The sequence below is a fragment of the Alloscardovia theropitheci genome (genome assembly GCF_004332295.1).
In the GTDB taxonomy this organism is placed as follows: Bacteria; Actinomycetota; Actinomycetes; order Actinomycetales; family Bifidobacteriaceae; genus Alloscardovia; species Alloscardovia theropitheci.
Genome location: NZ_RXLP01000002.1, coordinates 119,079 through 144,484 on the forward strand (window position 1 = coordinate 119,079; position 25,406 = coordinate 144,484).

Annotated in this window: 20 protein-coding genes; 4 read left to right on the top strand and 16 right to left on the bottom strand. The window is 43.8% G+C overall.

What is annotated here, in order from left to right; all coding sequences use genetic code 11:
• Nucleotides 1-696: 696 nt before the first annotated feature.
• The 5 genes from EJ419_RS00875 to EJ419_RS00895 all read right to left on the bottom strand — a co-directional run bounded on the left by EJ419_RS00875 (nt 697) and on the right by EJ419_RS00895 (nt 5,848).
• Nucleotides 697-1,389 carry an ABC transporter ATP-binding protein gene (locus EJ419_RS00875; protein WP_131283035.1) on the bottom strand — a complete coding sequence of 231 codons (693 nt, stop codon included), beginning with the start codon at nt 1,387-1,389 and terminating at the stop codon, nt 697-699.
• A 4-nt stretch (nt 1,390-1,393) separates the two neighbouring features.
• Nucleotides 1,394-2,191 carry an ATP-binding cassette domain-containing protein gene (locus EJ419_RS00880; protein WP_131283036.1) on the bottom strand — a complete coding sequence of 266 codons (798 nt, stop codon included), beginning with the start codon at nt 2,189-2,191 and terminating at the stop codon, nt 1,394-1,396.
• The gene (locus tag EJ419_RS00885; RefSeq protein ID WP_338068209.1) at nt 2,188-3,120 is read right to left on the bottom strand and encodes an ABC transporter permease; all 933 of its coding nucleotides are present in this window, start codon (nt 3,118-3,120) and stop codon (nt 2,188-2,190) included. The genes EJ419_RS00880 and EJ419_RS00885 overlap by 4 nt, the downstream gene beginning before the upstream one ends.
• Before the next feature lie 14 nt (nt 3,121-3,134).
• The gene (locus tag EJ419_RS00890) at nt 3,135-4,115 is read right to left on the bottom strand and encodes an ABC transporter permease subunit (protein WP_165496184.1); all 981 of its coding nucleotides are present in this window, start codon (nt 4,113-4,115) and stop codon (nt 3,135-3,137) included.
• 86 nt (nt 4,116-4,201) lie between these two features.
• The gene (locus EJ419_RS00895; RefSeq protein WP_205668791.1) at nt 4,202-5,848 is read right to left on the bottom strand and encodes an ABC transporter substrate-binding protein; all 1,647 of its coding nucleotides are present in this window, start codon (nt 5,846-5,848) and stop codon (nt 4,202-4,204) included.
• Nucleotides 5,849-5,975: 127 nt separating this feature from the next.
• Between EJ419_RS00895 and EJ419_RS00900 the strand changes: the two genes are divergently transcribed.
• Entirely contained in the window at nt 5,976-6,740 is a 765-nt protein-coding gene (locus EJ419_RS00900) for a type III pantothenate kinase (protein ID WP_131283037.1), read from the top strand.
• 84 nt (nt 6,741-6,824) lie between these two features.
• Here EJ419_RS00900 and EJ419_RS00905 read toward each other — a convergent pair whose 3' ends face one another.
• The 8 genes from EJ419_RS00905 to prfB form a co-directional block, all read right to left on the bottom strand.
• Nucleotides 6,825-7,562 carry a pseudouridine synthase gene (locus tag EJ419_RS00905; RefSeq protein WP_165496185.1) on the bottom strand — a complete coding sequence of 246 codons (738 nt, stop codon included), beginning with the start codon at nt 7,560-7,562 and terminating at the stop codon, nt 6,825-6,827.
• Nucleotides 7,563-7,701: 139 nt separating this feature from the next.
• Nucleotides 7,702-8,712: an ADP-dependent NAD(P)H-hydrate dehydratase gene (locus tag EJ419_RS00910; protein ID WP_131283039.1), complete on the bottom strand. Its 1,011-nt coding sequence runs from the start codon at nt 8,710-8,712 to the stop codon at nt 7,702-7,704.
• Nucleotides 8,713-8,772: 60 nt separating this feature from the next.
• A complete protein-coding gene (glmS, locus tag EJ419_RS00915) occupies nt 8,773-10,659 on the bottom strand; it encodes a glutamine--fructose-6-phosphate transaminase (isomerizing) (RefSeq protein ID WP_131283040.1) in 1,887 nt (628 codons plus the stop codon).
• 114 nt (nt 10,660-10,773) lie between these two features.
• Entirely contained in the window at nt 10,774-11,259 is a 486-nt protein-coding gene (smpB, locus tag EJ419_RS00920; protein WP_131283041.1) for an SsrA-binding protein SmpB, read from the bottom strand.
• A 116-nt stretch (nt 11,260-11,375) separates the two neighbouring features.
• Nucleotides 11,376-12,779, bottom strand: coding sequence for a CHAP domain-containing protein (locus tag EJ419_RS00925; RefSeq protein WP_131283042.1), 1,404 nt, complete (start codon nt 12,777-12,779; stop codon nt 11,376-11,378).
• 123 nt (nt 12,780-12,902) lie between these two features.
• Nucleotides 12,903-13,826 carry a permease-like cell division protein FtsX gene (ftsX, locus tag EJ419_RS00930; RefSeq protein ID WP_131283043.1) on the bottom strand — a complete coding sequence of 308 codons (924 nt, stop codon included), beginning with the start codon at nt 13,824-13,826 and terminating at the stop codon, nt 12,903-12,905.
• 1 nt (nt 13,827) lies between these two features.
• Nucleotides 13,828-15,087, bottom strand: coding sequence for a cell division ATP-binding protein FtsE (ftsE, locus tag EJ419_RS00935; protein ID WP_131283044.1), 1,260 nt, complete (start codon nt 15,085-15,087; stop codon nt 13,828-13,830).
• A gap of 28 nt (nt 15,088-15,115) precedes the next feature.
• Nucleotides 15,116-16,237, bottom strand: coding sequence for a peptide chain release factor 2 (prfB, locus tag EJ419_RS00940; RefSeq protein ID WP_131283045.1), 1,122 nt, complete (start codon nt 16,235-16,237; stop codon nt 15,116-15,118).
• A gap of 478 nt (nt 16,238-16,715) precedes the next feature.
• Between prfB and dapD the strand changes: the two genes are divergently transcribed.
• Both dapD and EJ419_RS00950 read left to right on the top strand, forming a co-directional pair.
• Nucleotides 16,716-17,717: a 2,3,4,5-tetrahydropyridine-2,6-dicarboxylate N-succinyltransferase gene (dapD, locus tag EJ419_RS00945; protein WP_131283046.1), complete on the top strand. Its 1,002-nt coding sequence runs from the start codon at nt 16,716-16,718 to the stop codon at nt 17,715-17,717.
• A 150-nt stretch (nt 17,718-17,867) separates the two neighbouring features.
• Nucleotides 17,868-20,396 carry an excinuclease ABC subunit UvrA gene (locus EJ419_RS00950; protein WP_131283047.1) on the top strand — a complete coding sequence of 843 codons (2,529 nt, stop codon included), beginning with the start codon at nt 17,868-17,870 and terminating at the stop codon, nt 20,394-20,396.
• 112 nt (nt 20,397-20,508) lie between these two features.
• On the opposite strand, the gene map is transcribed toward EJ419_RS00950, so the two are convergent.
• Nucleotides 20,509-21,288 carry a type I methionyl aminopeptidase gene (gene map / locus EJ419_RS00955; RefSeq protein ID WP_131283048.1) on the bottom strand — a complete coding sequence of 260 codons (780 nt, stop codon included), beginning with the start codon at nt 21,286-21,288 and terminating at the stop codon, nt 20,509-20,511.
• A gap of 89 nt (nt 21,289-21,377) precedes the next feature.
• Nucleotides 21,378-21,953, bottom strand: a complete 576-nt coding sequence (locus EJ419_RS00960; protein WP_165496182.1) for a manganese efflux pump MntP — start codon at nt 21,951-21,953, stop codon at nt 21,378-21,380.
• Between the two features lie 480 nt (nt 21,954-22,433).
• On the opposite strand from EJ419_RS00960, the gene EJ419_RS00965 reads away from it, so the two are divergent.
• Nucleotides 22,434-24,512, top strand: coding sequence for a M13 family metallopeptidase (locus EJ419_RS00965; protein ID WP_131283050.1), 2,079 nt, complete (start codon nt 22,434-22,436; stop codon nt 24,510-24,512).
• A gap of 156 nt (nt 24,513-24,668) precedes the next feature.
• Here the strand turns inward: EJ419_RS00965 and EJ419_RS00970 are convergent, their stop codons facing one another.
• Nucleotides 24,669-25,253 carry a single-stranded DNA-binding protein gene (locus EJ419_RS00970; RefSeq protein WP_131283051.1) on the bottom strand — a complete coding sequence of 195 codons (585 nt, stop codon included), beginning with the start codon at nt 25,251-25,253 and terminating at the stop codon, nt 24,669-24,671.
• Nucleotides 25,254-25,406 lie beyond the last annotated feature (153 nt).

A 25,406-nucleotide genomic window follows, 5' to 3' on the forward strand; every position in this document is an offset into this window, starting at 1 on the left:
GACGAAACATACCTTGTTTCCTCCTCTTGAAGCCTCCTTCAAGATACCGTCGTACTACAACAGCTGTAATACAAGTTTCAATTCTACGCCTTATCAAGACAAGTTTCTAACTAAACATGTTATCGTTTGCAATGTGAACGATAACATGCTTTCTCATACCATAAAGAAACAATTTTTATTTTAAAAATACATACAATTTCATATTGTTAATGCATTATCAAGGCACCGTTTTACACGGAATTTAGCCAATCTAAAGACTCTTTTGAATAGATATTTTATACTTAAATAAAATACCTCATAAATGTTTGAAAGTTTTGTAAGTTCTATTTACTTTTGAGATGATAACGCTGTTTCTTCTTTTGAATCATCATCCATCATAAAGTATGTTTGATAAATCAGAGCTTGCAGAATACATGTAATAACCGATATCGCTGTTATCCCTAAAATATTCTTAATACTACCGAGACCAGCAAAACCATATATGAGCATAATACACGCACATTATCCAAGAAAAGTAATGATAAAGTACGTAGCCACCTTATCCCAAAGTATTTTATTTTTCATCTCAACCACTTCGTTATTAACAATCTCATGCGATACTACATGAGATTTCTTAACACGATAGTTTAATCCTCTCGTTAAGAAACTTATAAATTGTTTTTCACGTGTCGAAGCAGTTATTCCAATATTTGATTGCTACCACCGAGCAGCTTCAATAAGTTTCTTCGTGTAACTATGCTCAGGATGTGTCAGTACTTGCTGAGTATCCCCATGCTCTACAATTTTCCCCTCATGCATGACGACAATGGTATCGCTGAGTTTTTGAGCAACTCCTAAATCATGCAAAACAATGAGCATCGCAAGGCCCCGTTCTTCATGAGCATGCTGGAAAGTGTCAATAATATATTGCTTTCCTAATACATCAACAGCGCTAACAGGTTCATCCGCTACAAGAAGTTTAGGCTCGCTAATGAGGGCACGCGCGATAGCCACGCGCTGAGCTTGTCCTCCAGAGATATCACTGATGTACCTATCCATAACAACGTCTGGGTCTAAACTCACATTTTCTAGAGCTTCGCGCACCTCTTCATAGCTGGAACCAGACTTGCCCTCACGCACAATATCGCACACTTTCCATCGAGGGTCTAGTGAGGTTATGGGATTTTGAAAAACCAAACCTGTAGTATGCGGATCAGCTGTTTGTACCGCTCCACTAGTCGCACTGGTGAAGCCTAATGCGATATTGAGCAAGGTAGTTTTTCCCGAGCCCGATTGCCCCACTACTGCAACTCTCTCTCCCTCGTGTACAGTCACACTCACATTATCCAGAGCAGGAGTTTGCGTAGTAGGAAAAACTTTTCTTACATTTCGAAGTTCAATAAGTGCCATGACATTATTCCCCTCTACTCGAGTCCACGGTATCGTTTCCAGAGATAGCAATATCTCGGGCAGCTTCTATAAGTTGCACAGTGTAGTCATGATGTGGGCTGTTAATAATGCTCTCTAGGTCTCCCTCTTCAACGATTTCGCCATTATTGATGACATAGCACCGCTGAGCTACGCGCGAAATAACTGAAAAGTCGTGACTCGTAAAGAGCACAGCGGCACCTTGATGTTCAGTTCTTTGCACGAGTAAATTAATAATGCCTTGCTGAACGATAGAGTCCAATGCTGTCGTTGGCTCATCCGCAATTAATACTTGAGGATGTCCAATCAAAGCTTCTGCGATAGCTACACGTTGAGCTTGGCCACCGGAAATTTGTGAAGGGTAGCGTGACATAATTTCTCGTTCAAGCCCCACATGTGTAAGAGCTTCTTCTACACGCGAATGTCTCTCATCGCGCGACAGTGAGTAATGCATCTTTAACGGTAATTCAATGTTCTTCTCAACAGTAACCATAGGATTAAGAGCGGTCATAGGATTTTGGAATACCGCAGACATAACTGTCCCGCGCATGCTCGCACGCTCAGTATCACTCATTTGGAGAACATTTCGACTATTAACGAAAATCTCGCCTTGTACAGACATGCTCGGCGGTAGAATTCCTAATATCGCCTGAACGATTAGTGATTTCCCCGATCCCGATGCTCCTATAAGACCGACACGTTCTGCTTTATCTATATGCAGATCTACTCCGTGGACAATCTCTTGGCTAGGAGTAGAAATTACTAAATTCTTAATATCAATCATGAACGCCTCAATTCGGCATTAGTAAGCGGATCAATGCTTTCACGTAGAGCATCACCCAACAGATTAATCATAATAACCGCTACTGTAATAATTACCCCTGGCCATAAAGCAACACTTGGATGAATAGTAACGAAGTTAGCAGCAGTTGATAATGAGCGTCCCCACGATGCTATATGCGATGGAACACCAACACCAAGATAAGTTAAGCCAGACTCCGCGAGAATAGCGGTCGCGGATGCAAACGATACATTAATAATGACAGAAGGAATAATCTGCGGAAGAATATGTGTCCAAAATATCTTGAACTCCGATATACCTTTATAACGCGCAAACGTAACATATGGCGAACGTACAGCAGTTATCGCACTCGGGCGCACGACTCGCATAAGATTCAAACTATATGCAAAAGAGCAAGCAATAATAACGCCTACGATACTTGCTCCCCAAGGCGCTGCACATAGCAATGCGATAACAATAATTGGTATAGAAATCAAAGCATCAAAAGTAACAACTGAGATACCTCGCACGCCGGAATTCCTACTAACGCTCACTGCAACTCCTGATACGCCACACACCGCAGTGATAACAGCAACTGCACACACGATGAGTAACTCAGTAGCAGAACCAGCCATAAGCCACGAAAACACATCCGCTCCGGCCCCATCCGTACCAAGAATATGCGAAGAAGAAGGAGCACTCCACACGTTGTAGCCATCGGTAAAAGTCAAAGCATACGGTGTCCATACAAGCGAAATAATTGATACCGCAATCCATAGCATACAAAAGATGCTTGCAATTAATCCATCCCATCTCGTGAGGAGACTTTTGAGGATGATTCCCATTCTTTTGTTCATTACTTTTTTAGACGTGCCATTTCTAACAGCACCATTTCTAACAGTGTCGTTTTTAGTCGTCTCGTTTTTAGTCATCATCTTCACCTCTCTCACTGATTCGTATGTGCCTGCTGCGCGCGTAGTCGCGGATCAATTAATCGTTGAAGCATGTCAATTACAAGTCCCACCAGAAGGAAAAATGCTGCAAGTAACAGGAGCTCGGTTTGTACTGCAGGAAGGTCGCGCTCAGACATATCCGACAGCAAAATTGTCGCTATACCTGGGATATTAAAGAGTGTTTCAACGGTCAGAACGCCGGTGATCATAGAAGCAAATGTGACACCTGCTACGGAAATAATTTGGGGCAACGCCAGTCGAAGTCCTGTAGTTCGGACGGCCTGAGCATATGTCATACCTGCGGTCATACTCCACGCTATATGATTCGCATTTTCACCATCGAGCAGAGCGGAACGAGTATAGCGCATAACTTGGGCCGCTGTAATAATACCCACTGAGACAGCCGGTAAAATTAGTGAAGCGCATGCAGTAAGAAAAGTTGATACGCTACTAAGCGGCTGAGCGGGGAATCCTTGAGTTGGTAGAATACCGATAAAGCCACTGCCCTTCCCAAAGATCATAACGAGTAGCAATCCTGCCCACAGCGCAGGGATAGCTCCGAGAATTTGCGACATCACTCGCAAACTAGTACGAACCCAAGCATGCTGTGATGTCACTGACCATACTGCAGTAGGAATTCCCATAGCAAGGGTGATAATCATACTCATGATAATGAGCGGAAAAGTTACCGCAGCTCGCACAGTCAAACGTTCGCCCATCGCCTGACCTGTGATAACGGAAGTACCTAAATTACCGCGCACAATATCCCATAGCCATGAGCCATACTGCTCAATCAGAGGTCTATCGAGACCTAATTGTGTACGAATACTGCGATACCTTTCAACTGATGAATTTGTCCCCGCAATAATTGCAGCCACGTCACCAGGAAGAATTCTCAAGGCGAAGAAAATTACTAAGGATACGATCCATAGCATCACCACAAAAAGCGCAATTCTGCTAAGAATTGTTTTAATTATATTCCGCTGGTTCATCTGCACTGTCTGCTTCGCCTGCACTGTCTGCTTCGCCTGCATTGTCTGTTTTACCCCTGCTGTCTGCATCATCGCACTCTCACCTCCCATAGTGGCATCCAGGTCTGGTTAAGATTGACAGGGAACCCCGTAACATTTCTATCCCATGTAGTCATCACTCGATAATTGAATAGCCAATCAGCCGGAGCATCCTCACTTACTATCCGAGCCGCCTGAGCTAAGAGTTCATCTCGTTGTTTATCAGTGCTTGCTTGCATTGCTTGACTGTACAAACTTTGAACGCGTTTATTGTCGTAACCATAGTAATACTGAGGATTTGCCCATTGGAAGAAATCATGGCTTTCATTGTGATCGACAAGAGATATATCAAAATCGCGGTTTTTATATACTGTCGATAACCATGTTGCAAATTCTACGCGATGAACAGTCAGACGAATTCCAATTTTTGCAAGTTGACTTACCAGCTGCTGTCCAATTTCTGCAGGATAGGTGTTTGCGTATGTCAGACTTAAGCTCAAAGGCTTTTCTTGAGTATATCCTTGCTCGCGCATCAGCGAGCGTGCCTTAGATATATCTGTCGGATAAACATGAGTTAGATCTTCATATCCTGGATCCAAGCTTGGAATTGGACCACCGAGTGCTGCATCCGTACCACCTCGTGAAGCGATAATTGCTTCATTATCAATAGCATAACGAATTGCCTGCCGGATTGACTTATTCGTCAAAGGGCCACTCGCATTATTAAAGGCAAGGACATACTTATCCGTATCTTCCCCTGCTCTAACAATAAAGCGTGAATCATGCTCAATCGCCTTACTCAAGGTTGAACTTATCGGCGCTATCACCTGTGCATCGCCAGAAGTAAGAGCATTAAGAGCTGCTTGAGGTTCGGGATAATAACGAACAGTTACTGTCTTAGTCTGAGCTTTATGAGTTCCCCAGTAATTATCACGGGCACTCAATGTCGCATAAAACCCTGGCTCATACTTGGATAACTCATACGGCCCAGAGCCTACTGCCTGTGTTTTAGCATCATAACGAGCATCCTTATCAAGGACAATTCCCGCTCGGCCTGATAAATTCCACAGCAATTGAGAATAAGGCGCTACTAGTTTAAGAACCACTGTATGCGCATCGGGAGCTTCCACAGATTCAAATCCTTCTATCTGTGTAGAGCCTTGAAGCTCCTCTTTCATCATCGTATTAATAGACCATACGACATCATGTGCATCTAGGGCATCACCATTACTAAAGGTGACGTTTTCCGCGAGATGGAATGTGTATGTGAGTCGGTCGTCGCTCACATCCCAGGACTGAGCAATCCCCGCTGAAACGGTGTTATCAGTAGTACGTGTAAGGAGCGACTCGTATATGTTGCCGATCAGTAGCTGGTCTAGTGCGGTACCGGAGGTATTTCGAATATCAAGATTTGTGGGAGCAAGCTGCAAACCGATTGTTACGCTTCCGCTCGCCGATGAGGCACCTAAGACGTTATAGCCTAACGTTAACGCCACAAGCACAAGTATTACACTGACAATGCTTGCGATACCGCTCCACCATATAGAGCGTACACGAGATGAGCGTTTTATACGCTGCTGATTGAGCGTTTCATCCAAACTCGCGTCGCTTGAATCCACTGCACCGCTTGAATCCACGTCCATGCGTAAATTGGCAAGCTGCGCAGACAGCGACTGCTGCCTATGCTTTTTCGTCATTACTTTTCTCTCCTCAAGTCCCCGCGTTAGTGACGTCGTTGCTCGTAGAGTTTTCATGTGTGCATTCAGTATACTGAATTCTAGATACTTTTATTCAAGCGTGAAATTCAAACTGTGGGAGGCCGCTATGCTCGTCGCCGTAGACATTGGGAATACAAATATTGTTATTGGTTTTATGAACGGTGATGAAATTACCCACACATATCGTTTAACAACTTCTCGTGTTCGAACAAGTGATGAGTATGGCATGAGTTTATTACAATTCTTAAGTCTCAGCGGTTATAAACGAAGCGATGTTGAAGATGTCGTAGTTTGCTCAGTAGTGCCAAGTGTTATGCATTCTTTCCGCGGCTCAATTGAAAAATTCCTCGGCAAATCCCCCATCATCATTGGTCCGGGTGTAAAAACTGGTATAGCAGTGCGAATCGATGATCCAAAGTCATTAGGTGCTGATTGCCTCGTCGATTGCGTTGCTGCTTACAATTTGTATGGTTCACCATGCTTAGTCATCGACATGGGAACGGCCACAACCTTCAATTACGTCGATTCAAACGGCGCAATTACTATGGGCGTTATCCAAACAGGTTTGCAAACCGCCGCGCGTGCATTGGCAGGAAATACCGCGCAGCTTCCTGAAGTAGAAATTACTACCCCGTCAACGATTCTCTCTAAGAATACAAATTCTGCGATTCAAACTGGCCTATACTACGGCTTCCTCGGAGGAATAGAAAGGCTTATTACGCAGTGCAGAAAAGAAATTGGTGAGGACTTTACAGTCGTCGCAACGGGTGGATTTGGTCGAGTCATTGAGCACGATACAGATTTTATTGATGTTTATGATCCAGATTTAATTTTCAAGGGGATGAAAATTATTTACGATAAAAATCGATAAATATCTGCCATGTAAACTGCTCGTTACTTCGTCTGCACTCTCTCATCAGACGCTCTCAACCGACGCGCTTAATCGACGTTCTCATCATATATCGAGCTGGTAACGCGATTCAAAATGATGCAATTGCCCACTACACGGATCTACAAATTCCAGTGAACGAGCGATAAGCTGAAGAGGATCCGAGAAATCATCGTACTCCCGCTTCTTCATATCAGGATAGAAATCATCACCTTTAATCGGCAAACCTAACGAGTTCATATGAACTCGCAGCTGGTGAGTTTTCCCTGTACGAGGATAAAGCGTATACGCACGATATCCCGCACGTACTACATCTTCCCTTTGTTGACTTGATAAATCAATAATCGTGTGCGCATTCACCTCGCCCGGCTCCTCAAAAGCTTGCAAGATATGATGGACTTTAACGATACGCGAACGCCTTTCTATCGGGAAAACTCCTCCCGGCTGATGCGATGACAGGCAGCGAGTAGTACCATAATGCGGATGACGAATATGCACCGGCGCCATTGGAGCTAAGCACTCGTAAATTTTTATGGCCTTTTTATTTTGGAAAAGTAACTGGTATTTACCCCGTACATCTTTATCGCGTACAAAAACGACGATACCCGCAGTAAGCCGGTCCAAGCGATGTGCTGGGATGATGTCCTCTTGCCCATAAAGCTCTCTCAGGCGCATTAACGCGGTAGAACGATACCACATTCCGCGTGGCATAGTTGGAAGAAAATGAGGTTTATCAACAACTATAATATGTTCGTCCTCATAAATTACTGGCAAATCAAACGGAATATCAGGTTCATCAGTCACCAATGCATGTGGACGTTGTATCCGATGATTGCGATGACGGCGTCTTGACACTTGTTGTCTGCTCCATTCATATGTCACATTTTTCAAAATTGTGTTGTGAAATATCCATTACACATGCAGTTTTCCATCAGAAATGGCATTAATTCCTTTCTGATGTCGCTATGCGAAGATCCATCATTGATTCTGGAATTGCGGACATCATATCCATTAAAACGATATTGTGGCCATAGGTTTGAGCAGTTACATTGTCATGACAGTCACATTCGTTACTACCCTTGTCGCTCGTACCTAGCCATTGTTGTGTACTGCCTAAATCATTGGACGAAATTCCACCTGCATAAGAATGAATAACGACTGCCCCAGCCACTACCCGTGACATAAAATCAATGCCATTCGTATCGTTACGCTTTTGTCGCGCAGCACTTATTTCGTTTGCATTAAGTGCAAAAAAAGCTCCCATAATTCCAGCAAGAATATCACCTGTGCCCGCTGTTGCAAGCCAATGAGTTGCTACAGGGCATTCATACACGATATCTTCCTGAGAGACGAAATCATGCGCAGCTACAATCGTAGGCGATCCCTTTAAGACAACTGTGCACTGTAATTTTCGTGCTAACCATGATGCAATAGACTTTCGGTCAGCTTCTATATCTTCTCGCGATATATCGTTACCAAGGACTTTACAGATACGTTGCGCTTCACCAGTATGAGGAGTTATCACACATCGAGCGCGACAATCTTCATCAAGAGTTGTAAGAGTTGCAAAGGTTTCTAAGGCTCCTGCATCTACTACCGCATATGCATCATACTGAGCAAGTGTATGAAGAATATTGCGAATTTGCATGCTCCGCTCATCATCATACAGTCCAGCAAATCCGGAACCAATAACCCATGCATTAACATGATTCTCTGCACTCGCTGAGAGAACGACCTCAGGATGATGTGCTAACACAGCATTCTGGGCCAGCGCAGGAATATTCGCTCGCACGTATCCCGCTCCGCACGATGCTGCTGCACAAACAGAAAGAACACCTGCGCCAGGATATTCATCAGTTCCCGTAAATAGCCCCACAACTCCTCGTGAATACTTTGAATCGTTGGCCTTCGGAAGAGGAAATAATCCGCGCAAGTGTTCTTTTGTCAGTAGCATATTTCTATTTTACTGTTTTCGATAATTATTCGACAGACTATTCGACAGACTTTTCGCAGTCTATTCAACAGTTACTGACTTAGCGAGATTTCGTGGCTTATCGATATCTAGCCCCTTAAGCTTTGCCATATCCATCGCAAGTAGCTGCAATGGAATCACGTCGACGAGAGGACTCATCAATGTCGGGCATTGTGGACGCCAGAAGACAATATCCGCATATTCACGTACATCTTCATCGCCTTCTTCTGCAACAGCAATAGTGTATGCACCACGTGCACGAACCTCTTCAATCGCAGAAAGAACTTTAGAGTGAAGGACATTTCGTCCACGCGCTGGTGGCACGATAACGACAACAGGTTCACCAGAATCAACCAACGCTATAGGACCATGCTTAAGTTCTCCTGCTGCAAAGCCCTCAGTAAAGGTATAAGCAATTTCTTTAAGCTTTAACGCGCCTTCCATCGCCACTGGATAACCCACGTGACGCCCTAAGAATAAGAAGGATTGCGCATCAACCATAGCTTGAGCTGCGCTCTCAACTGCTTCAGCTTGAGTATCAAGCACACGCTGAATCTTTGCTGGCATAGCACGTAAATCATCAACGATATCTCGAATTTCATCGCGGTACATTGCACCCTTAACCTGCGCAAGATACAAGCCGATAAGATATGCGGCAATAATTTGAGCTACAAAAGCTTTTGTCGACGCTACAGCAATTTCAGGACCCGCATGAGTATACAAAACTGCATCAGATTCACGTGGAATTGTCGATCCCTGAGTATTGCAAATCGCAAGCACTCGAGATCCTTGTTCTCGTGCGTGACGCAATGCCATCAATGTATCCATAGTTTCGCCGGACTGAGAAATCGCGATTACTAAAGTACGTGAATTCAAAATTGGATCGCGATAACGGAATTCATGAGCAAGTTCAACTTCAACTGGAATACGAACCCAATGTTCAATTGCATACTTTGCGACCATTCCAGCGTACGCTGCAGTACCGCATGCGATGACAATTATCTTGTCAATTGAGCGGAATACTTCTTCATCAATGCGCACCTCATCAAGGTTTAAATCTCCGTCGAGATTAAATCGACCAAGCAAAGTATCGGCGACTGCTTGAGGTTGCTCATGGATTTCCTTATTCATGAAGGAATCCCAGCCACCTTTTTCTACTGCCGAAGCATCCCAATCGACAGTAAAAGGACGAAGCTCAACAGGATTGCCGTCAAAGTCGGTAACTTTAACCGTATCCGGTGTAATTTCAACTGCTTCGTCTTGTCCAAGTTCCAAAGCTTCAGTCGTATATGCAACGAAAGCTGCTACATCAGAGCCCAAGAAATTCTCGTCATCACCAAGACCCACTACAAGTGGAGAATCATGACGTGCACCAACCACTACGTGTGGTTGACGGCAATCGGTAGCCAGCAGAGTAAATGTCCCCTCGAGCTGACGTGCCACACGGCGAAGCGCTTCAAAAATATCTGGTTCACCTGTTTGAGCAATGATTTCTTCAGCAACTTTGCCCAATAATTTTGCAGCAATTTCTGTATCTGTTGATGATTCAAAGGTATAGCCCTCATCAATCAGCTGTTGCTTAAGTTGAGGAGCATTTTCGATAATACCATTATGAATAACGGCTACTTTTTCGTTGCCACTCATATGCGGATGTGCGTTGATATCACTTGGTGCACCATTTGTCGCCCAACGCGTATGACCAATCCCTGCAGTAGCAAGTGGCATTGGATGAACAGCGATATCGTCAATCAAATTTTCGAGGCGTCCTTCTTTTTTTCGGAAGGAAACTTTTTCCATTCCAGGAGCACTCAGCGCGACACCCGATGAATCGTATCCACGATATTCTAGACGTCCAAGACCTTGAAGACATACTTCTAGTGGCTTACCGCATGCAGTGCCACCTGTTACATAACCTACAATTCCACACATAACGTTCTATTGTATAAGAGCTCCTCGGCTTTTGCTTTGAGCACAGCGATACTTATGCTAAGCGTTTACAAAACGGCGTTGCAAACTGCATAATTACCCATGCATTAATTTGCGTTATCCTAAATTATGCAAACGCATGGCTCGCTGAGCTTCACGCTTATCCTGAGCTTCACGTAAAGCTTGACGCTTGTCGTACTCATGCTTACCCTTAGCGAGAGCAATTTCAACTTTTGCACGACCATTCTTAAAGTACAAGCTCAGTGGAATGATCGTATACCCTTTTGCTTGTGTGGCGCGCGAAAACTTCTCTATTTGGACAGCATGGAGTAAAAGCTTCCTTTTCCTTTTCGGCGCGTGATTTGTCCATGTGCCATTTAAATACTCAGGGATATTCGCTCCCTCAAGCCACATTTCCCCATGCTTATCAATAGAGACAAATGATTCTGTTAAGCTTGCACGTCCTTCACGCAAGCTTTTAACTTCTGTACCAGTTAAAACCAGACCTGCTTCAAGGGTGTCTTCGATTGTGTAATCATGGCGTGCTCTACGATTGTTCGTTACCACACCATTGCTCATGTCTTTTGTTTTCTTCGCAGCCATGTATATCCTTTTGTTTTCTTTCGTGCTTTAAGTGTACACAAAACGCGCCACCTCAAAGTGACGCGTTAAGATAATTTGCGTTGGGTCGCTTTACATGCTCGATTTACCTGTTCGATTTAATAATGCACGTACTGATATGCGCCCACATTTCCAATGGTTCGCCATCCTGCACGTCCGTTATATCCAGAGCCTGATTCCGAAATAAGAATAGTTCCATTCGAGTTAACACGCTCTACTACAGCAACGTGTCCGTATGTTCGATCCGCTCCAGCTTGTCCCGGCTGGAATACGACTACTGCTCCCACGTGTGGAGTGTTATTAACAACGTACCCTAGACGACGTGCAGTATTTGCCCACTGCATACCATTGCCCATATATGATCCCACTGGTAAGCCAAGCGCTGTACGACGATTGTATGCATACCATGTGCACTGACTCCATGGATAAGCTCCGCCGAGTACAGCAGTTCGCCCAGTTGCGTGACCATAGCAGGATGTCGCTGTTGCCCCACAGTTTCCCGGAACAGAGTAATCACCCGAATACTGCGCAGAGTAGCTTGGTGCTGGAGAGTTGGCAGACGACGAACCTCTATTTCCTGTATATTGTGATGTCGTTCGATTTCGGCGTGCAGCTGCCGCTTGCGCAGCTGCCTGAGCAGCAAGCTGACGGTTATACTCTTCAACCTGTGCCTGTGCTTGAACTACTGCTGCAGCTTCCTGAGCTTCAGCAGTTTGAAGACTTGCCTGCTGAGCACTCAGCTGCTGAGATTTCTCATCAGCTTGGCTACGCAAGGTATTAAGAGAGGAAACCTTATTTTGAGCATCCGTGGAAGCTTGCTGTGCGGCTGCTGACTCGTTATCAGCCTGAGCTTTAAGCGTCGAAATTCGTTGTTCAATTGCAGTTAAACGATCAGCGCGATTCTTGCCTGTACTGAGCTCTGTCGCCGAATCCGAAGCAGTTTTTGCTTCTACACGGCTAACCGCAGCATCGGACTGCATGGAGTGGATGAAATCAGAAGTTGATTTCGACCCTGTAACCACGCTCATCGTCTTAGAAGCGTTCGAGCCATGGAAACTATTACGAGCAAGAGCTGCAACCTTATCTTTTGCATCATTATTACTTGCCTGAGTATTTGCAAGTTGCTGTTCAAGATTGGTCTTATCACTCTGCGCTGCCGTCAAACGGTCCGCAGCTTCTTGAGCACGCTGAGCCGCTGCAGCAGCTGCATCTTGAGCTTGGGACGCAGCATCTTCGGCTGCTGGAATTTGATTATTGACTAAGTCATCCAAATCAGTAATGAGCTTGGCGAGCTGACTATTAACGCCAGCGAGCTGAGCTTTCAAGCGAGCCTGAGATTGCTGATGCTGTGCCAAGGTCTGATACGGTGTCACAGCTTGCGCTTCGTCAAGTGGCGAGATATACCATGACACTATACTTCCTGAAATCAGTGAAAGGGCCACAGTACTAGCGGCTATAGTCGCCTTAATCGACTTGCTCACACGTGCCGTCGTTACCTTCATAGGAATTCCTCAAATCTTCTCAATTTATGTAAATAGTTCAATTGTAATCTTCAGAATGCAATATCTCGGTGAACTATTTCGCTATTTTATCTACTTTAATATATGTCGTTTCACTGGTCAATGCTAAGCATGAAGGTACTTTCTTAGTGAAATCGACGATGCGATAACAGAAAGGATGATAGCACCTAAAATTATCCATGGTGCAAGCCATAACACACTGGTCATATCAATGAAGGACATCCACGTGACCGTTCTAGCGATCCAGTCAGTAACAAATATCTTGATAATTGCCATGAGAGCACCCACAGCAAGCAAGGAGCCAATGAGCGAAGCAAATACACCTTCAAGAATGAATGGCAAACGAATTGTCCAATTCGATGCACCCACATAACGCATAATTTCTGTTTCTTTACGACGACTTGCAGCACTCATACGTATAGTTGTCCCTGTCAAGAGAACAGCGACGATAATCATAACTGCAGCAAGTGCACCTGCGACCACCGTTCCGCGATTGAGCACAGCAAATACTGGTTCGAAAATTTCTCTTTGGTCTTGCACCTGTTCAACACCTTGAGTTCCGCTCAACACCTCAGAAACTAATTGATACTTATTCGCATCCTTAAGCTTGAGACGAAGGGAGGCTTGCATATCAGCAGCCGTAAGAGTACGCCCCTCATAAATACCGCCAGGATACTGCTTGACGAAAGTATTATTGAAGAAGTCTTCTTTGCTTACGTATGAAATCGTTGATACGACATCACCAAGTTCATCTTGAATCTTAGTTTCTATAGCGTCTACTTCATTATCTGTTGGAGAAGTTCCAGAAGCGCAATTCGCTGAAGTACTTGTGCCATCTGGGCATAACCAGACCACGACTTCAACTTGACCATACCAGTCTCCTTTAGCCTGCTGTACCTGAGTTTGCATAAGAGCTGCCGACCCGATAAATAGGAACGAGATAAAGGTCACCAAAGTAACAGAAACTACCATAGCTCCATTACGCTTAAAATTAGACCATGCTTGTGAGAGGATGAAACGCAATCGCATATTATTCACCATCCTTTTCATCAGAATTGTCTTGCGAAGTAACGCGCGATTTCTCATTTACCTCGTCGCGCACAAGAAACGCTGGAGGTGCCGGTGGTGCTGGAGGAGCCGGAACAGTAGCCGGCGTAGAAGTTGATGCAGATGATTTACCCTCATCATCTGTGTTACTTTCTTTATCATCATCTGGCTGCTGGGACTGAGAAGCTTCCTGATTATCATCCGATGCTGCGTTTAATCCTGTGCCCCATGTCAGAGTCTGCTCTGCTGAAGCGAATGCTTGCCCGTAACGACCCGTACGTCCTGAATGAACATTTCGAGCAAGTCGAGCTACTCCTTCTTCTGCTTCAAGATCGTCAACAGTTAATGACGAATCACTTGCTGCATTCGCCGATTCAGAAGTTGGCATGAACTTGCTCATGTCAACTGCTTCTTCCACGATATCCTTATCAGCAGTATTTGTACCTGCTTGAGATAGTTGTGATTCTGGGAGGACATCATTAATCTCACGGGCTGTTCTCACAGCTTGTTCAAGTCGTGATTTATTCGTCGCTTCTTCGTCAGGGAAATACAGCGCTGAATCATACATACCGTTTTCTTCGTCGCGTACGATTCGCCCATTATGAAGCTCAACTACACGCTTTCGCATCGAATTAACGATTTCCTCATTATGAGTAGCCATAACAATCGTTGTGCCCGTGCGATTAATCGCTTCAAGCACTTCCATAATTCCCACAGAAGTTGTTGGATCAAGATTACCTGTAGGCTCATCAGCAAGAATAATTGCTGGATGGTTTGCATATGCGCGAGCAATTGCGACGCGCTGAGCTTCGCCACCAGAGAGTTCATGTGGCATACGCTTTTCTTTACCTGTTAATCCTACTGCTTCCAAAACTTGTGGAACGATAGACTTAATAGTTGAGCGTTTGGTACCAATCACTTCAAGTGCGAACGCAACGTTTTCCCATACCGTCATATTTTCCAACAATTTATAATCCTGGAATATGAAGCCAATTCCTCGACGATAATGAGGAATGTGACGGTGAGAAATGCGACGCAGATCATTTCCTGCTACGCTAATTTTGCCGGTACTTATCTCCTCTTCGCGCAAAAGTAAACTCAATAAAGTTGATTTACCAGCACCACTTGCCCCGACAAGGAAAACGAAATCACCACGATTGATATGGAGATTAACTTCTTCCAACGCTGGTCTCGTTGCACGGTCATATACTTTGCTGACATTCTCAAGATCTATAAGAGCCATTTTCTTTAACCCTATTCCTTATTTCCAGTTAGTCTTCCGCTGCTTCTCGGCGTTGCTGATGTCGCCAACGAATTCCAGCGTCAATAAACGCATCCAAGTCTCCATCGAAAACTCCTTGAGTATCCGAAGTCTCGTATCCCGTGCGCAAATCTTTCACCATTTGATATGGGTGAAGCACATAAGAACGCATCTGATCACCCCAGCTTGCCTTAATATCTCCAGCAAGCTCCTTACGGGTCTTAGCTTCTTCTTCATGTTTGAGCACAAGTAAACGTGATTGAAGAATACTCATAGCTGCTGCACGATTTTGAATCTGACTTCTCTCGTCTTGCATAGTAATAACAATGCCCGTCGGCAAGTGAGTTAACCGAACTGCTGAGTACGTCGTATTAACACCTTGTCCTCCTGGACCAGAAGACATATAGGTATCAATACGGATATCTGAATCTGGCACTTCTATATGATCAGTTGCCTCTACCAACGGAATTACTTCTACTGCTGCGAAACTCGTTTGACGACGACCTTGATTGTCAAATGGCGAGATTCGAACCAACCGATGAGTACCGCCTTCAACGGACAGCTTGCCATATGCATAATCGCCATCAACTTGGAAGGTAGCCGATTTAATTCCAGCTTCTTCTGCATAGGACGTATCAAGAACTTTGGCCGTAAAGCCTGCACGTTCCGCATACCGCAAATACATACGAAGAAGCATTTGCGCCCAGTCCGCAGCATCAACACCACCAGCACCAGAGCGTATAGTAACTACAGCAGCACGATCATCATATTCACCATCCATAAGAGTTTGAATTTCCATGTCCGACAATGCCTCGCGAGTGCTAACCAAATCCGACTTTGCCTCATTCATTGAGTCTTCATCGTCTTCTTCAGCGCCTAATTCATAAAGAGTTTCAATATCATCAAGACGTTGAGCAACCTCTTCAAGCTTCCTTAACTGAGTTTGACGAGCCGATAGAGTCGACGTCACCTTTTGAGCATTATCAGTGTCATCCCACAGAGCAGGATCACTCGCTTCCTTTTCAAGCTGTGCAATCTGAGTACGCAAAGCATCGAGATCTACTGCCTTAGCTATAGTCTCGTACTTTGCTCGTGCCTCGCTTAAATCCTGTGAGAAGTCATAATCTACCACGTTTATCTACACTACACTTTCCATTCGGTCTATTCAGTTATTCTGCTCAGACTTAACAACCTATGCACATTTAGCGCAATTTTATGGTGATAATGTGAGCATGAAGAGATTCAAAATGTACTTTGTACACACGATGAACACAGCCGCGCGCACTATTAGTAGGATACCGTCACTACATTCATGAAAGTATCTAGTCAGATTTTACCGCTAATAAGCGCGTGCGGTAGATGAGATTAAGATATATAGACTTATATAAACCTATATAAACTTATATAAAAATAAAAAAGATATATAAACTTATATAAAGTTATATAAGATTCATTTTCGAGATTTACCAAATATATTTGCGACTACTATATGGAAGCGTAGCACGCTTACGATAAACTTAAAAGAACGTGAGTAAGCATTGTTTAGCTCATATAAATCGCAAATGATTATCACTCATTATGGTCCTGGTATAAAAACGAAGTGAGGAATTATGTCGACAAATCGTGCAGCTTGGGGCTGGGGATTAGCTTCTGTAGATGAAGAAGGAAATACTTTAGATGTCTGGTATCCAACGCTTACATTGGGTCTACTTGACGAAGTGCCTGCTCCTGCTGAACGCGAGAATCACAATTTTGCAGCTCTGATTAGCGATCATGCTGATGCTAGAGGGATTCGTCGCAGAGCAGTATTCACTATCTCTCGCGTTGACGAGCCAATTGTCGATGCTGCAGATGCCTATGCGCGTCTTCATCTTATGTCTATGCGTCTAGCAGCTCCTAATACCTTAAATCTTGAGGGTATTTTCGGTGCTCTTAATAACGTCGTATGGACGAATTACGGTCCTTTTGCGGTACATAATTTCGCTCTTCGTAAACTCGATGTACTCGCCGATGCACAATCTAGTGGACATAGTGCGGCAGACATTAATGTTTTGTCTATCGATAAGTTCCCACGCATGGTTGATTACGTCGTACCAGCTGGTGTGCGCATTGGTAATGCCGACCGTATCCGACTCGGAGCATATCTATCTGAAGGCACAACCGTTATGCACGAAGGCTTTGTCAACTTTAACGCTGGGACTTTAGGTGTATCCATGGTTGAAGGACGCATTTCTCAAGGCGTGGTCGTGGGAGATGGCTCCGACATAGGTGGCGGCGCTTCCATCATGGGTACGCTTAGTGGAGGCGGAAAGCATCGCGTATCTATTGGTAAGCATTCGCTCCTCGGCGCAAATGCTGGAATCGGAATCTCTCTTGGCGATAACTGTGTAGTCGAGGCTGGTCTTTATATAACAGCGGGAACAAAGATTAGCATGTACGATAAGGAACGTGTTGCCGCTGGCCTTCCGCTAGACGTCGTCAAAGGCGCTGATCTCAGCGGGAAAGACAATGTTTTATTTATTCGCAATTCTGTTACTGGCGCAATCGAAGCACGATCTCGAGCAGCTGGAAAACTCGGAATCGAATTAAATTCTGATTTACATAAGAATTAGTGTGAAGAATAAATACTATTTCTCACGCATAAGCCAAAAGCGATAAACCAGGGATTGACTGTGAATAAATTAGTCTAGTCAATCCCTAATTTATTTAAGATATTAAATTCAAACCATTCTTACCTGATTATCAAACAGAAAGAATCAGAAATGGAAAACAAAGCACCAGAGTTCATCGAAGTACGCGGTGGCAATATAAACAATCTCAAAAATATTGATGTCAATATTCCCCTTCATAAATTTGTAGCTATTTCTGGCCCCTCTGGATCGGGTAAAAGTTCTTTAGCAATGGGGATTCTATACGCTGAGGGCTCTCGGCGTTATCTTGATGCGCTATCCACATACACGCGTCGACGCATTCATCAAAATAAGCAATCTCAAGTACATGAAATACGTCATATTCCATCTGCTATTGCATTACGTCAACGCCCAACAGTGCCGTCTGAAAGATCGACAGTAGGTTCTATGAGTGAAGCATTCAATGTCGTTCGTCTCATTTTTTCTCGATTAGGGTCAACCGTCTGTCCGAATGGTCATAAAATCTCACCAAGTTTAGAAATCGCACACGCTATGGACCTTGCTGGCGACAAAATGGGGATTATCTCATGCCCTATCTGTCACATAGAGTTTATGGCTAAGTCCGCCGAAGATTTTGCTTTTAACTCAGCAGGTGCATGCCCCCAATGCCATGGCACAGGACAAATTCAAGAACTTGATCCTTCTAAAATTATCGCTGATGAAAATCTCAGCCTTGCTGATGGAGCAATAGCTTCATGGCGATTACCTGGTAGAAATTTTATGCCGACAGTTGCGGCAAAATTAGGTGTACGAATAGATGTTCCTTTTAAAGATCTGACCGATAAGGAAAAGGACATCGTTCTCCATGGCAAAAAGCAAAAACTTGCAGTAGATTTCCCAACCTCGACGGGTCGTGTTTTTAGTACGGAAAATACTCTGTATGAAAATGCTTATGAAGCAGTATACGCATCACAAAAATCCGTAAAAAGCGATCGTGCTGTAGCCAAAATTAACTCTTTCTTCCATTTCTCTCAATGTCCTCATTGTCATGGAACCAGACTTAATCCAGAATTGCTCACACAAATTACAGGTGGTTTCAATATTGCTCAGGTGAACGATTTGACTTTATCAGCTCTCGCTGATTGGGAAGAAAAAACTAAAGCATCACTTCCATCCGAGATGCTTAATATGGCTACACTTCTCTTTAAGAATTTATCCGATACTGTACAGCCACTTCTCGATCTGGGCTTAGATTATCTCACTCTATCTCGCAATGGTAACACCCTCTCGACAGGAGAGCTGCAACGTATCCAGCTAGCTCGCACTCTTCGCACAGAAACTACTGGCGTGCTTTATGTACTTGATGAACCATCTATCGGACTTCATCCTGACAATGTTGAGGGACTTATTCGTATATTCCGCCAACTCATTAGCCAAGGTAATTCGCTAGTCGTCGTCGATCATGAAGTCAATATCATTAGCCATGCTGACTGGATTATCGAAATGGGGCCGCAAGCTGGAGATAAGGGCGGATATGTTATTGCACAAGGAACTCCAGCTGATTTGATGAATAATCAGCATTCCCTTATCGGACCGTATATAAGTGGTCAAGCTGATATTATGCACACGAAAATATCATCCAAGAAGACCATGAAACCAACTGATCTGCACGTTTCTAAATTCTTTAACCTGAATGATGTTACAGTATCTATTCCAAGCCAAGAGATTACCTCCATATCAGGCTTCTCAGGAGCAGGGAAAACAAGCCTCATATTAGAAAGCCTTGTTCCTGCTATTCTCGCTCAGAAAAATAAAGAAAAATTACCTACTCAGGTAACAACTTTTGATACGCCTATTAAAGATGTTGTGAGCATAGACGCAAAGCCAGTTGGGAAAAATACCAGATCTACATTAGCTACGTACACGTCCATTATGACGAATTTACGAAAATTATACGCTTCTTTACCACAATCGATAAGTGCGGGATACGGCATTTCCTATTTCTCATACAATAATAAAGAAGGCGCTTGTGCAAACTGCGGCGGTCAAGGAACTATAACTTTAGATATTCAATACTTGCCAGATATGGAAGAGACATGCCCAGTTTGTGACGGAACTCGCTATAAAAAAGAGATTCAAAAAATTACTTGGAATGGATATTCCATTGTCGATATTCTGAATCTATCTGTCGATGATGCAATTAAAGTATTTGCCGATACTCCATCTATTCTTAAGGATCTACAAACGCTTAAGGAGATTGGACTGGCATATCTTCACCTTGGTGAAAGTACGCCAAGTTTATCTGGCGGTGAGGCTCAACGTCTAAAACTTGCTCAATACCTTAATCGTAATCGTTTACATACTATGTTTGTATTTGACGAACCATCTATAGGACTACACCCACGCGACGTGCAGGTTCTTCTTGATGTCATGAACCAGCTCAAACAACGCGGAGCGACCGTCGTTATCATTACACATGATTTAGATATTATGACGAACAGCGACTATCTCATTGATTTAGGCCCACGTGGCGGAAATCGTGGCGGCCGTATTATGGCAGCAGGTAATCCTCACGAGCTTGTAACTTCTAAGATTGAAAGTCTTACACTCGATTATTTACGTAAACATTTTGAAACATTTGGATTGAACGATTACGAATAAACCACGTGTTGTGATACATGATGCTCTGTATCAGAATATGAAAGAGCGACTAGACGCTGACAGGGCTAGTCGCTCTTCCCAAATAAAGTTCATGGTTACATTAGCAATTCAATTATTCACCATCACGAGCAGTAAGGATAATTGGATCACCATCTGTAATCGCAATTGTGTGCTCGGTATGTGCTCCACGAGATCCATCTGCAGAACGCAGAGTCCATCCGTCCTTCTCATCTTGAATGATTTCATCAGTTGTAGCTAGGAACCATGGCTCGATAGCGATAACGAGACCTGGACGCAAGCGGTATCCGTGATGTGCACGACCGTTATTTGGCACATGTGGATCACCATGCATAATATGACCTACGCCATGTCCACCGAATTCAAGATTGACATCATAACCATAGCTTGCAGCTACGTCGCCGATAGCCGCGGAAATGTCACCTAAACGATTACCTGCTCGAGCTTGGTCAATTCCTGCAGCAAGCGCTTCTTCTGTGCTCTTGATGAGTCGAAGATCTTCTTGCCTTGCATCTCCAACTACAAAGCTGATTGCAGAGTCCCCTACCCAGCCGTCAACGTTTATAGCCAAGTCTAGAGAAAGCAAGTCACCGTTTTTGAGATTGTAGTCAAACGGTACCCCGTGAAGAACTGCATCATTTACCGAAGTGCAGATGTAGTGTGCAAAAGGACCCGTACCAAAATCTGGTGCATAATCGACGTAGCACGATGAAGCACCCTGGCGATTTTCAATTGCATTTTTAACAAAGTTGTCAATTTCAAGAAGATTAGTTCCAACTTTGGTCATCTTTTTGAGATCAGATAAAATTTGACCAACAAATTTTCCTGCTGGACGCATTTGTTGGATTTCTTGCGGTGTCTTAAGTTCAATCATGCTTTAAGAATACGCGCACGTCTAGGCAGCATTGCTCATTACGAATTTACCCTTGTACAGCTAGCTAGTGCGTACCCGTAGTAATGAACTTAAACGAAACTTTTTAATCCGATAAAAACTAATACAATACCACCAACAATTTCTGCTGGTTTTTCCCACTTTTCTCCCGCTTTATTTCCTGCATAAAGACCACATGCCACTGCAATGATAGTTGCTAATGCGACACATATAATCGTCAAACCAAAAGGTAAATTCCTTGACAGCCCCAAACTCGATCCCACAGCAACCGCATCAATGCTGCATGCAAAAGCAAGCGGAACTAGCGTTTTCCATGTCAAAGGTGGAATCGACATCAAATTTTCTTCCTCTACATCGTCTTTAAGCGCAGAACGAATCATTGTTCCGCCTACAAGTCCCAATAGAGTAAAAGAAATCCATGGTCCAACGCCATTGATAATTCCCGCGAGCGCATCACCCAAGAGGAAACCTGATGAAAGCATTAGTATATGAACCGCAGTAAACCAAAAAATAGCGGCACCATAATTTCTATAGCCAAGTTTTCCATGCATTCGAGCACCAATAGACATAGCGACCGAAAGGGCATCAACTGAAAGCGTTGCACCCAAAGCCACCGCTGCTATTACTGCCGCACCAAAACTGAGCATATTTTCCTCTCTGTATTTCCTATGCATCTAATCCTGTATCACCTGTATTGCGAGTCATCTCGATAAGATTCACCACAATAAAATTCATCTCGATAAAAACTCATCACGATACAGCGAAAAGCGATTACGATACCTTCAATGTAACGGACAAAACAAGAAAAATACGTGATATTGATTACATAGTTACAGTTTCGAGGGGTCGAACTTTTGAGAATTTATTCATTGAGCATTGAACATTTAATCAGCGTCTGCACAAAACATCTCGATACACAATATCTTTATACGCTCGATGTGCTTTAAGCGCGATACTTTACACACCTTTTTTAGATGCCCAAACAAACTTGCAATAAAAATTTCCGTTAATTAGACTCGCATGTAGGGTTCGCATGTAATGAACTTTACTATGTGTTCTACATGCATATGCCATAATAATTTCATACGTATACGCGTACTATTACAAGCTTCAGAAAGGTATTATATATGGGACTCGATAGCAAACTTACTTCTGGAATCGATGTCGATTCCTTATCACAGAAGATTTCTGCACGTTCAGACTTCTTCCGCCACGTCAATGGAACATGGATTGACTCATATAAACTTCCTGATGATAAAGCTGGTTATGGTTCTTTCCACAAGCTCAGCGATGATGCAGAAGACCATCTCCACGATATTTTAGAAAATTCTCCAGAGTCTGCACCAAAATCTGCAGCACTCTATAATTCATTCATGAACACCGAGGCGATTGAAAAGGCTGGAATTAACCCTATTCGTGAAGACCTCAATCGCATTGATGAAGCGAATTCCAAACTCGAGTTAACACAAGTACTCGGAGCAATGGATGCAAGTGGCGGCCCAACCCTCTTCTCCGAATTCGTTTTTGCTAATCCTGGAGATCCTACACACTATATAGTTCACATTTCTCAATCTGGTCTAGGATTGCCTGATGAAGCGTACTATCGTGAAGAAAATCATAAGCCAATCGTCGAGAAGTACACTGGGATGGTTGCAAAGCTTTTGGAACTCGCAGGATATGCCAAGGATGAAAAGCAAAGCAATCGTTTCGCACGTAAATTTGTTGATGTAGAACGTCGTATCGCTTCATATCATTGGGATGTCGTCGATTCGCGAGATAGCGACAAGACATACAATCCTCGTACTTTTGACCAGTTTGCTGCATCCCTTGCTAACTTTAATTTCATTGAATGGGTGAATTCTTGGCAAGAGGCATACAACAATACTGAAGCATCTCAAGCTCAGCCTATTTCGTTGCACGATGCAATGAAAGATGTCATCGTGTATCAGCCAAGCTTCATTGAAGGCATTGATACTTTCTGGAGTGAGACAGATCTTGATGATCTCAAATTGTGGGCTCGTGTGCACGTTATTCTTCAATGGGCTTCATATCTCCCATCTGAATTTGAGGACACGAAGTTTGCTTTCTATGGACAAGTTCTTCGCGGAACACCGGTTCAGCGCGAGCGCTGGCGCCGTGCTATCGCACTTGTCGATGGCGTTAGCGGTGAAGAAATCGGCAAAGAGTATGTACGCCGCCATTTCCCAGCTTCATCCAAGGAACGTATGGAGCAGCTTGTAGCCAACTTGATCAAGGCTTATGAGGTTTCTATCACTTCTAGTGCTTGGCTTGGTAAAGAAACACAGAAGAAAGCACTTGAAAAGCTCTCGAAGTTTACTCCAATGATTGGCTATCCAGATAAATGGCGCGATTATAGTGCTCTCGACATACGCCCAGAGTATAGCCTTATTCGCAACCTGCGTAACGCAAGCATTTATGAAAATTCATACTTCCTTGCGAAAGCGGGAACTGTAGTTAATAAGCGCGAATGGCTTATGACTCCGCAAACTGTCAACGCTTACTACGAGCCAACCACAAATGTAATCGTATTCCCGGCAGCTATTTTGCAGCCTCCATTCTTCAATGCTCAAGCGGATGATGCAGCTAACTATGGCGGTATTGGCGCTGTTATTGGTCACGAAATCGGACATGGCTTCGACGATCAAGGAAGCAAGTATGACGGTGACGGCGTACTCCAAGATTGGTGGACATCCGAAGATCGTGAGCGCTTTGAGAAACTTACTGGCGCACTTATTAGCCAATACGATCAGTTCACACCTAAAGCAGTGGCGGATAAGTATATCGCAGAAGGTAAGGCAGATAAGATGCCACACGTCAAGGGCGCTTTCACCATTGGTGAGAATATCGGTGACCTTGGTGGGGTTAACATTGCTTTGAAGGCATATGCCTTGGCTCTCGGTGCTAAGGATGACTCACAAGAAGAGATCGACAAGGCTCTCAAATCTGCTCCAGTAATGGATGGCTATACAGGTCTTCAGCGTTTCTTCTTAGCATATGCATCTATCTGGCGTAGCGTTAACCGAGTAGAGTTGGCAGAGCAGTATCTACAAATTGATCCACATTCTCCTGCGGAATTCCGAGTTAACGGTATCGTTCGTAATGTTGATCGCTTCTATGAGGCATTTGATGTTAACGATACTGACGATATGTATCTTGCGCCAGAGGAACGCGTACACATCTGGTAACGATTAAACTCTTCCTGTTTCCTCATGGAATACATTTGCATGAGGAAACATGGGGAAATTATGACGTTTGTGAGCTTCTACGAATCTTTTTCTGGAAGCTCACAAACGTATTAGCGAGAAATAAATAACTGCGCGCTGATTCTTACTATCACATCGCTACATAACAGGCTCATTAATTCCATCGCTTTCCAGAGAATCTGTTCTCTCACCAACTGATGGAACCTGTGAGGTTGAATTAGTCGATTCCGCTACGCTTTCTGTATTATTTTCGTTGTTATGCACACTCTGCTCTATAGATGCATCGTGCGATGCATTATCATTTTCTGCATTACTGTTGCTACCAGTGTTACTATGTTCATTATTTCGTGACTGAGCAGTGGGCTCATTTTTTGAGAATACAGTTGAACCGAGTGTAAGATCATGTCCAATCCCCGATGCTTCAATACTTGGGAGTGTATGCGTTACACCTTCTTTCTCCCACGTGTCTACGGTTAAAGTACCGGTCACGATGATGGGATCACCGATTTTAAGTGACTTAATAGCATTAGTTGCTAATGAACGGAAGGCTTTGACTTGCACCCATGTGGTATCCGAGGATTTCCACTGGTTTTCTTTCGCACTAAAGTATCGTTTCGTCGATCCTACACGAAAACTACATGCAGGTATATGAGAAGTCGTGTTCCATTGACGTGGTTCAGTTCCTACATACCCGCTCAGAACTATATGAGCTGTATTTGTCATAACAATCTCCTGTAATGTGATACTACGTTCTTCTAGAAGTAGTTCTACTGTGGCAGATTGTTTACTGTGATACCAAGTTTAAAAATGATTGTTATCCATTGTGGATACACGCCCGAAGGAAATGGGATTATTATAATCTGACGAAACATTACC

Bases quoted from the DNA above. Each gene is read 5' to 3' on its own strand.
- EJ419_RS00875 (WP_131283035.1), bottom strand. From the start codon at position 1,389: ATGGCACTTATTGAACTTCGAAATGTAAGAAAAGTTTTTCCTACTACG.
- EJ419_RS00880 (WP_131283036.1), bottom strand. From the start codon at position 2,191: ATGATTGATATTAAGAATTTAGTAATTTCTACTCCTAGCCAAGAGATT.
- EJ419_RS00885 (WP_338068209.1), bottom strand. From the start codon at position 3,120: ATGACTAAAAACGAGACGACTAAAAACGACACTGTTAGAAATGGTGCT.
- EJ419_RS00895 (WP_205668791.1), bottom strand. From the start codon at position 5,848: ATGACGAAAAAGCATAGGCAGCAGTCGCTGTCTGCGCAGCTTGCCAAT.
- EJ419_RS00900 (WP_131283037.1), top strand. From the start codon at position 5,976: ATGCTCGTCGCCGTAGACATTGGGAATACAAATATTGTTATTGGTTTT.
- EJ419_RS00910 (WP_131283039.1), bottom strand. From the start codon at position 8,712: ATGCTACTGACAAAAGAACACTTGCGCGGATTATTTCCTCTTCCGAAG.
- glmS (WP_131283040.1), bottom strand. From the start codon at position 10,659: ATGTGTGGAATTGTAGGTTATGTAACAGGTGGCACTGCATGCGGTAAG.
- smpB (WP_131283041.1), bottom strand. From the start codon at position 11,259: ATGGCTGCGAAGAAAACAAAAGACATGAGCAATGGTGTGGTAACGAAC.
- EJ419_RS00925 (WP_131283042.1), bottom strand. From the start codon at position 12,779: ATGAAGGTAACGACGGCACGTGTGAGCAAGTCGATTAAGGCGACTATA.
- ftsX (WP_131283043.1), bottom strand. From the start codon at position 13,826: ATGCGATTGCGTTTCATCCTCTCACAAGCATGGTCTAATTTTAAGCGT.
- ftsE (WP_131283044.1), bottom strand. From the start codon at position 15,087: ATGGCTCTTATAGATCTTGAGAATGTCAGCAAAGTATATGACCGTGCA.
- dapD (WP_131283046.1), top strand. From the start codon at position 16,716: ATGTCGACAAATCGTGCAGCTTGGGGCTGGGGATTAGCTTCTGTAGAT.
- EJ419_RS00950 (WP_131283047.1), top strand. From the start codon at position 17,868: ATGGAAAACAAAGCACCAGAGTTCATCGAAGTACGCGGTGGCAATATA.
- map (WP_131283048.1), bottom strand. From the start codon at position 21,288: ATGATTGAACTTAAGACACCGCAAGAAATCCAACAAATGCGTCCAGCA.
- EJ419_RS00960 (WP_165496182.1), bottom strand. From the start codon at position 21,953: ATGCTCAGTTTTGGTGCGGCAGTAATAGCAGCGGTGGCTTTGGGTGCA.
- EJ419_RS00965 (WP_131283050.1), top strand. From the start codon at position 22,434: ATGGGACTCGATAGCAAACTTACTTCTGGAATCGATGTCGATTCCTTA.
- EJ419_RS00970 (WP_131283051.1), bottom strand. From the start codon at position 25,253: ATGACAAATACAGCTCATATAGTTCTGAGCGGGTATGTAGGAACTGAA.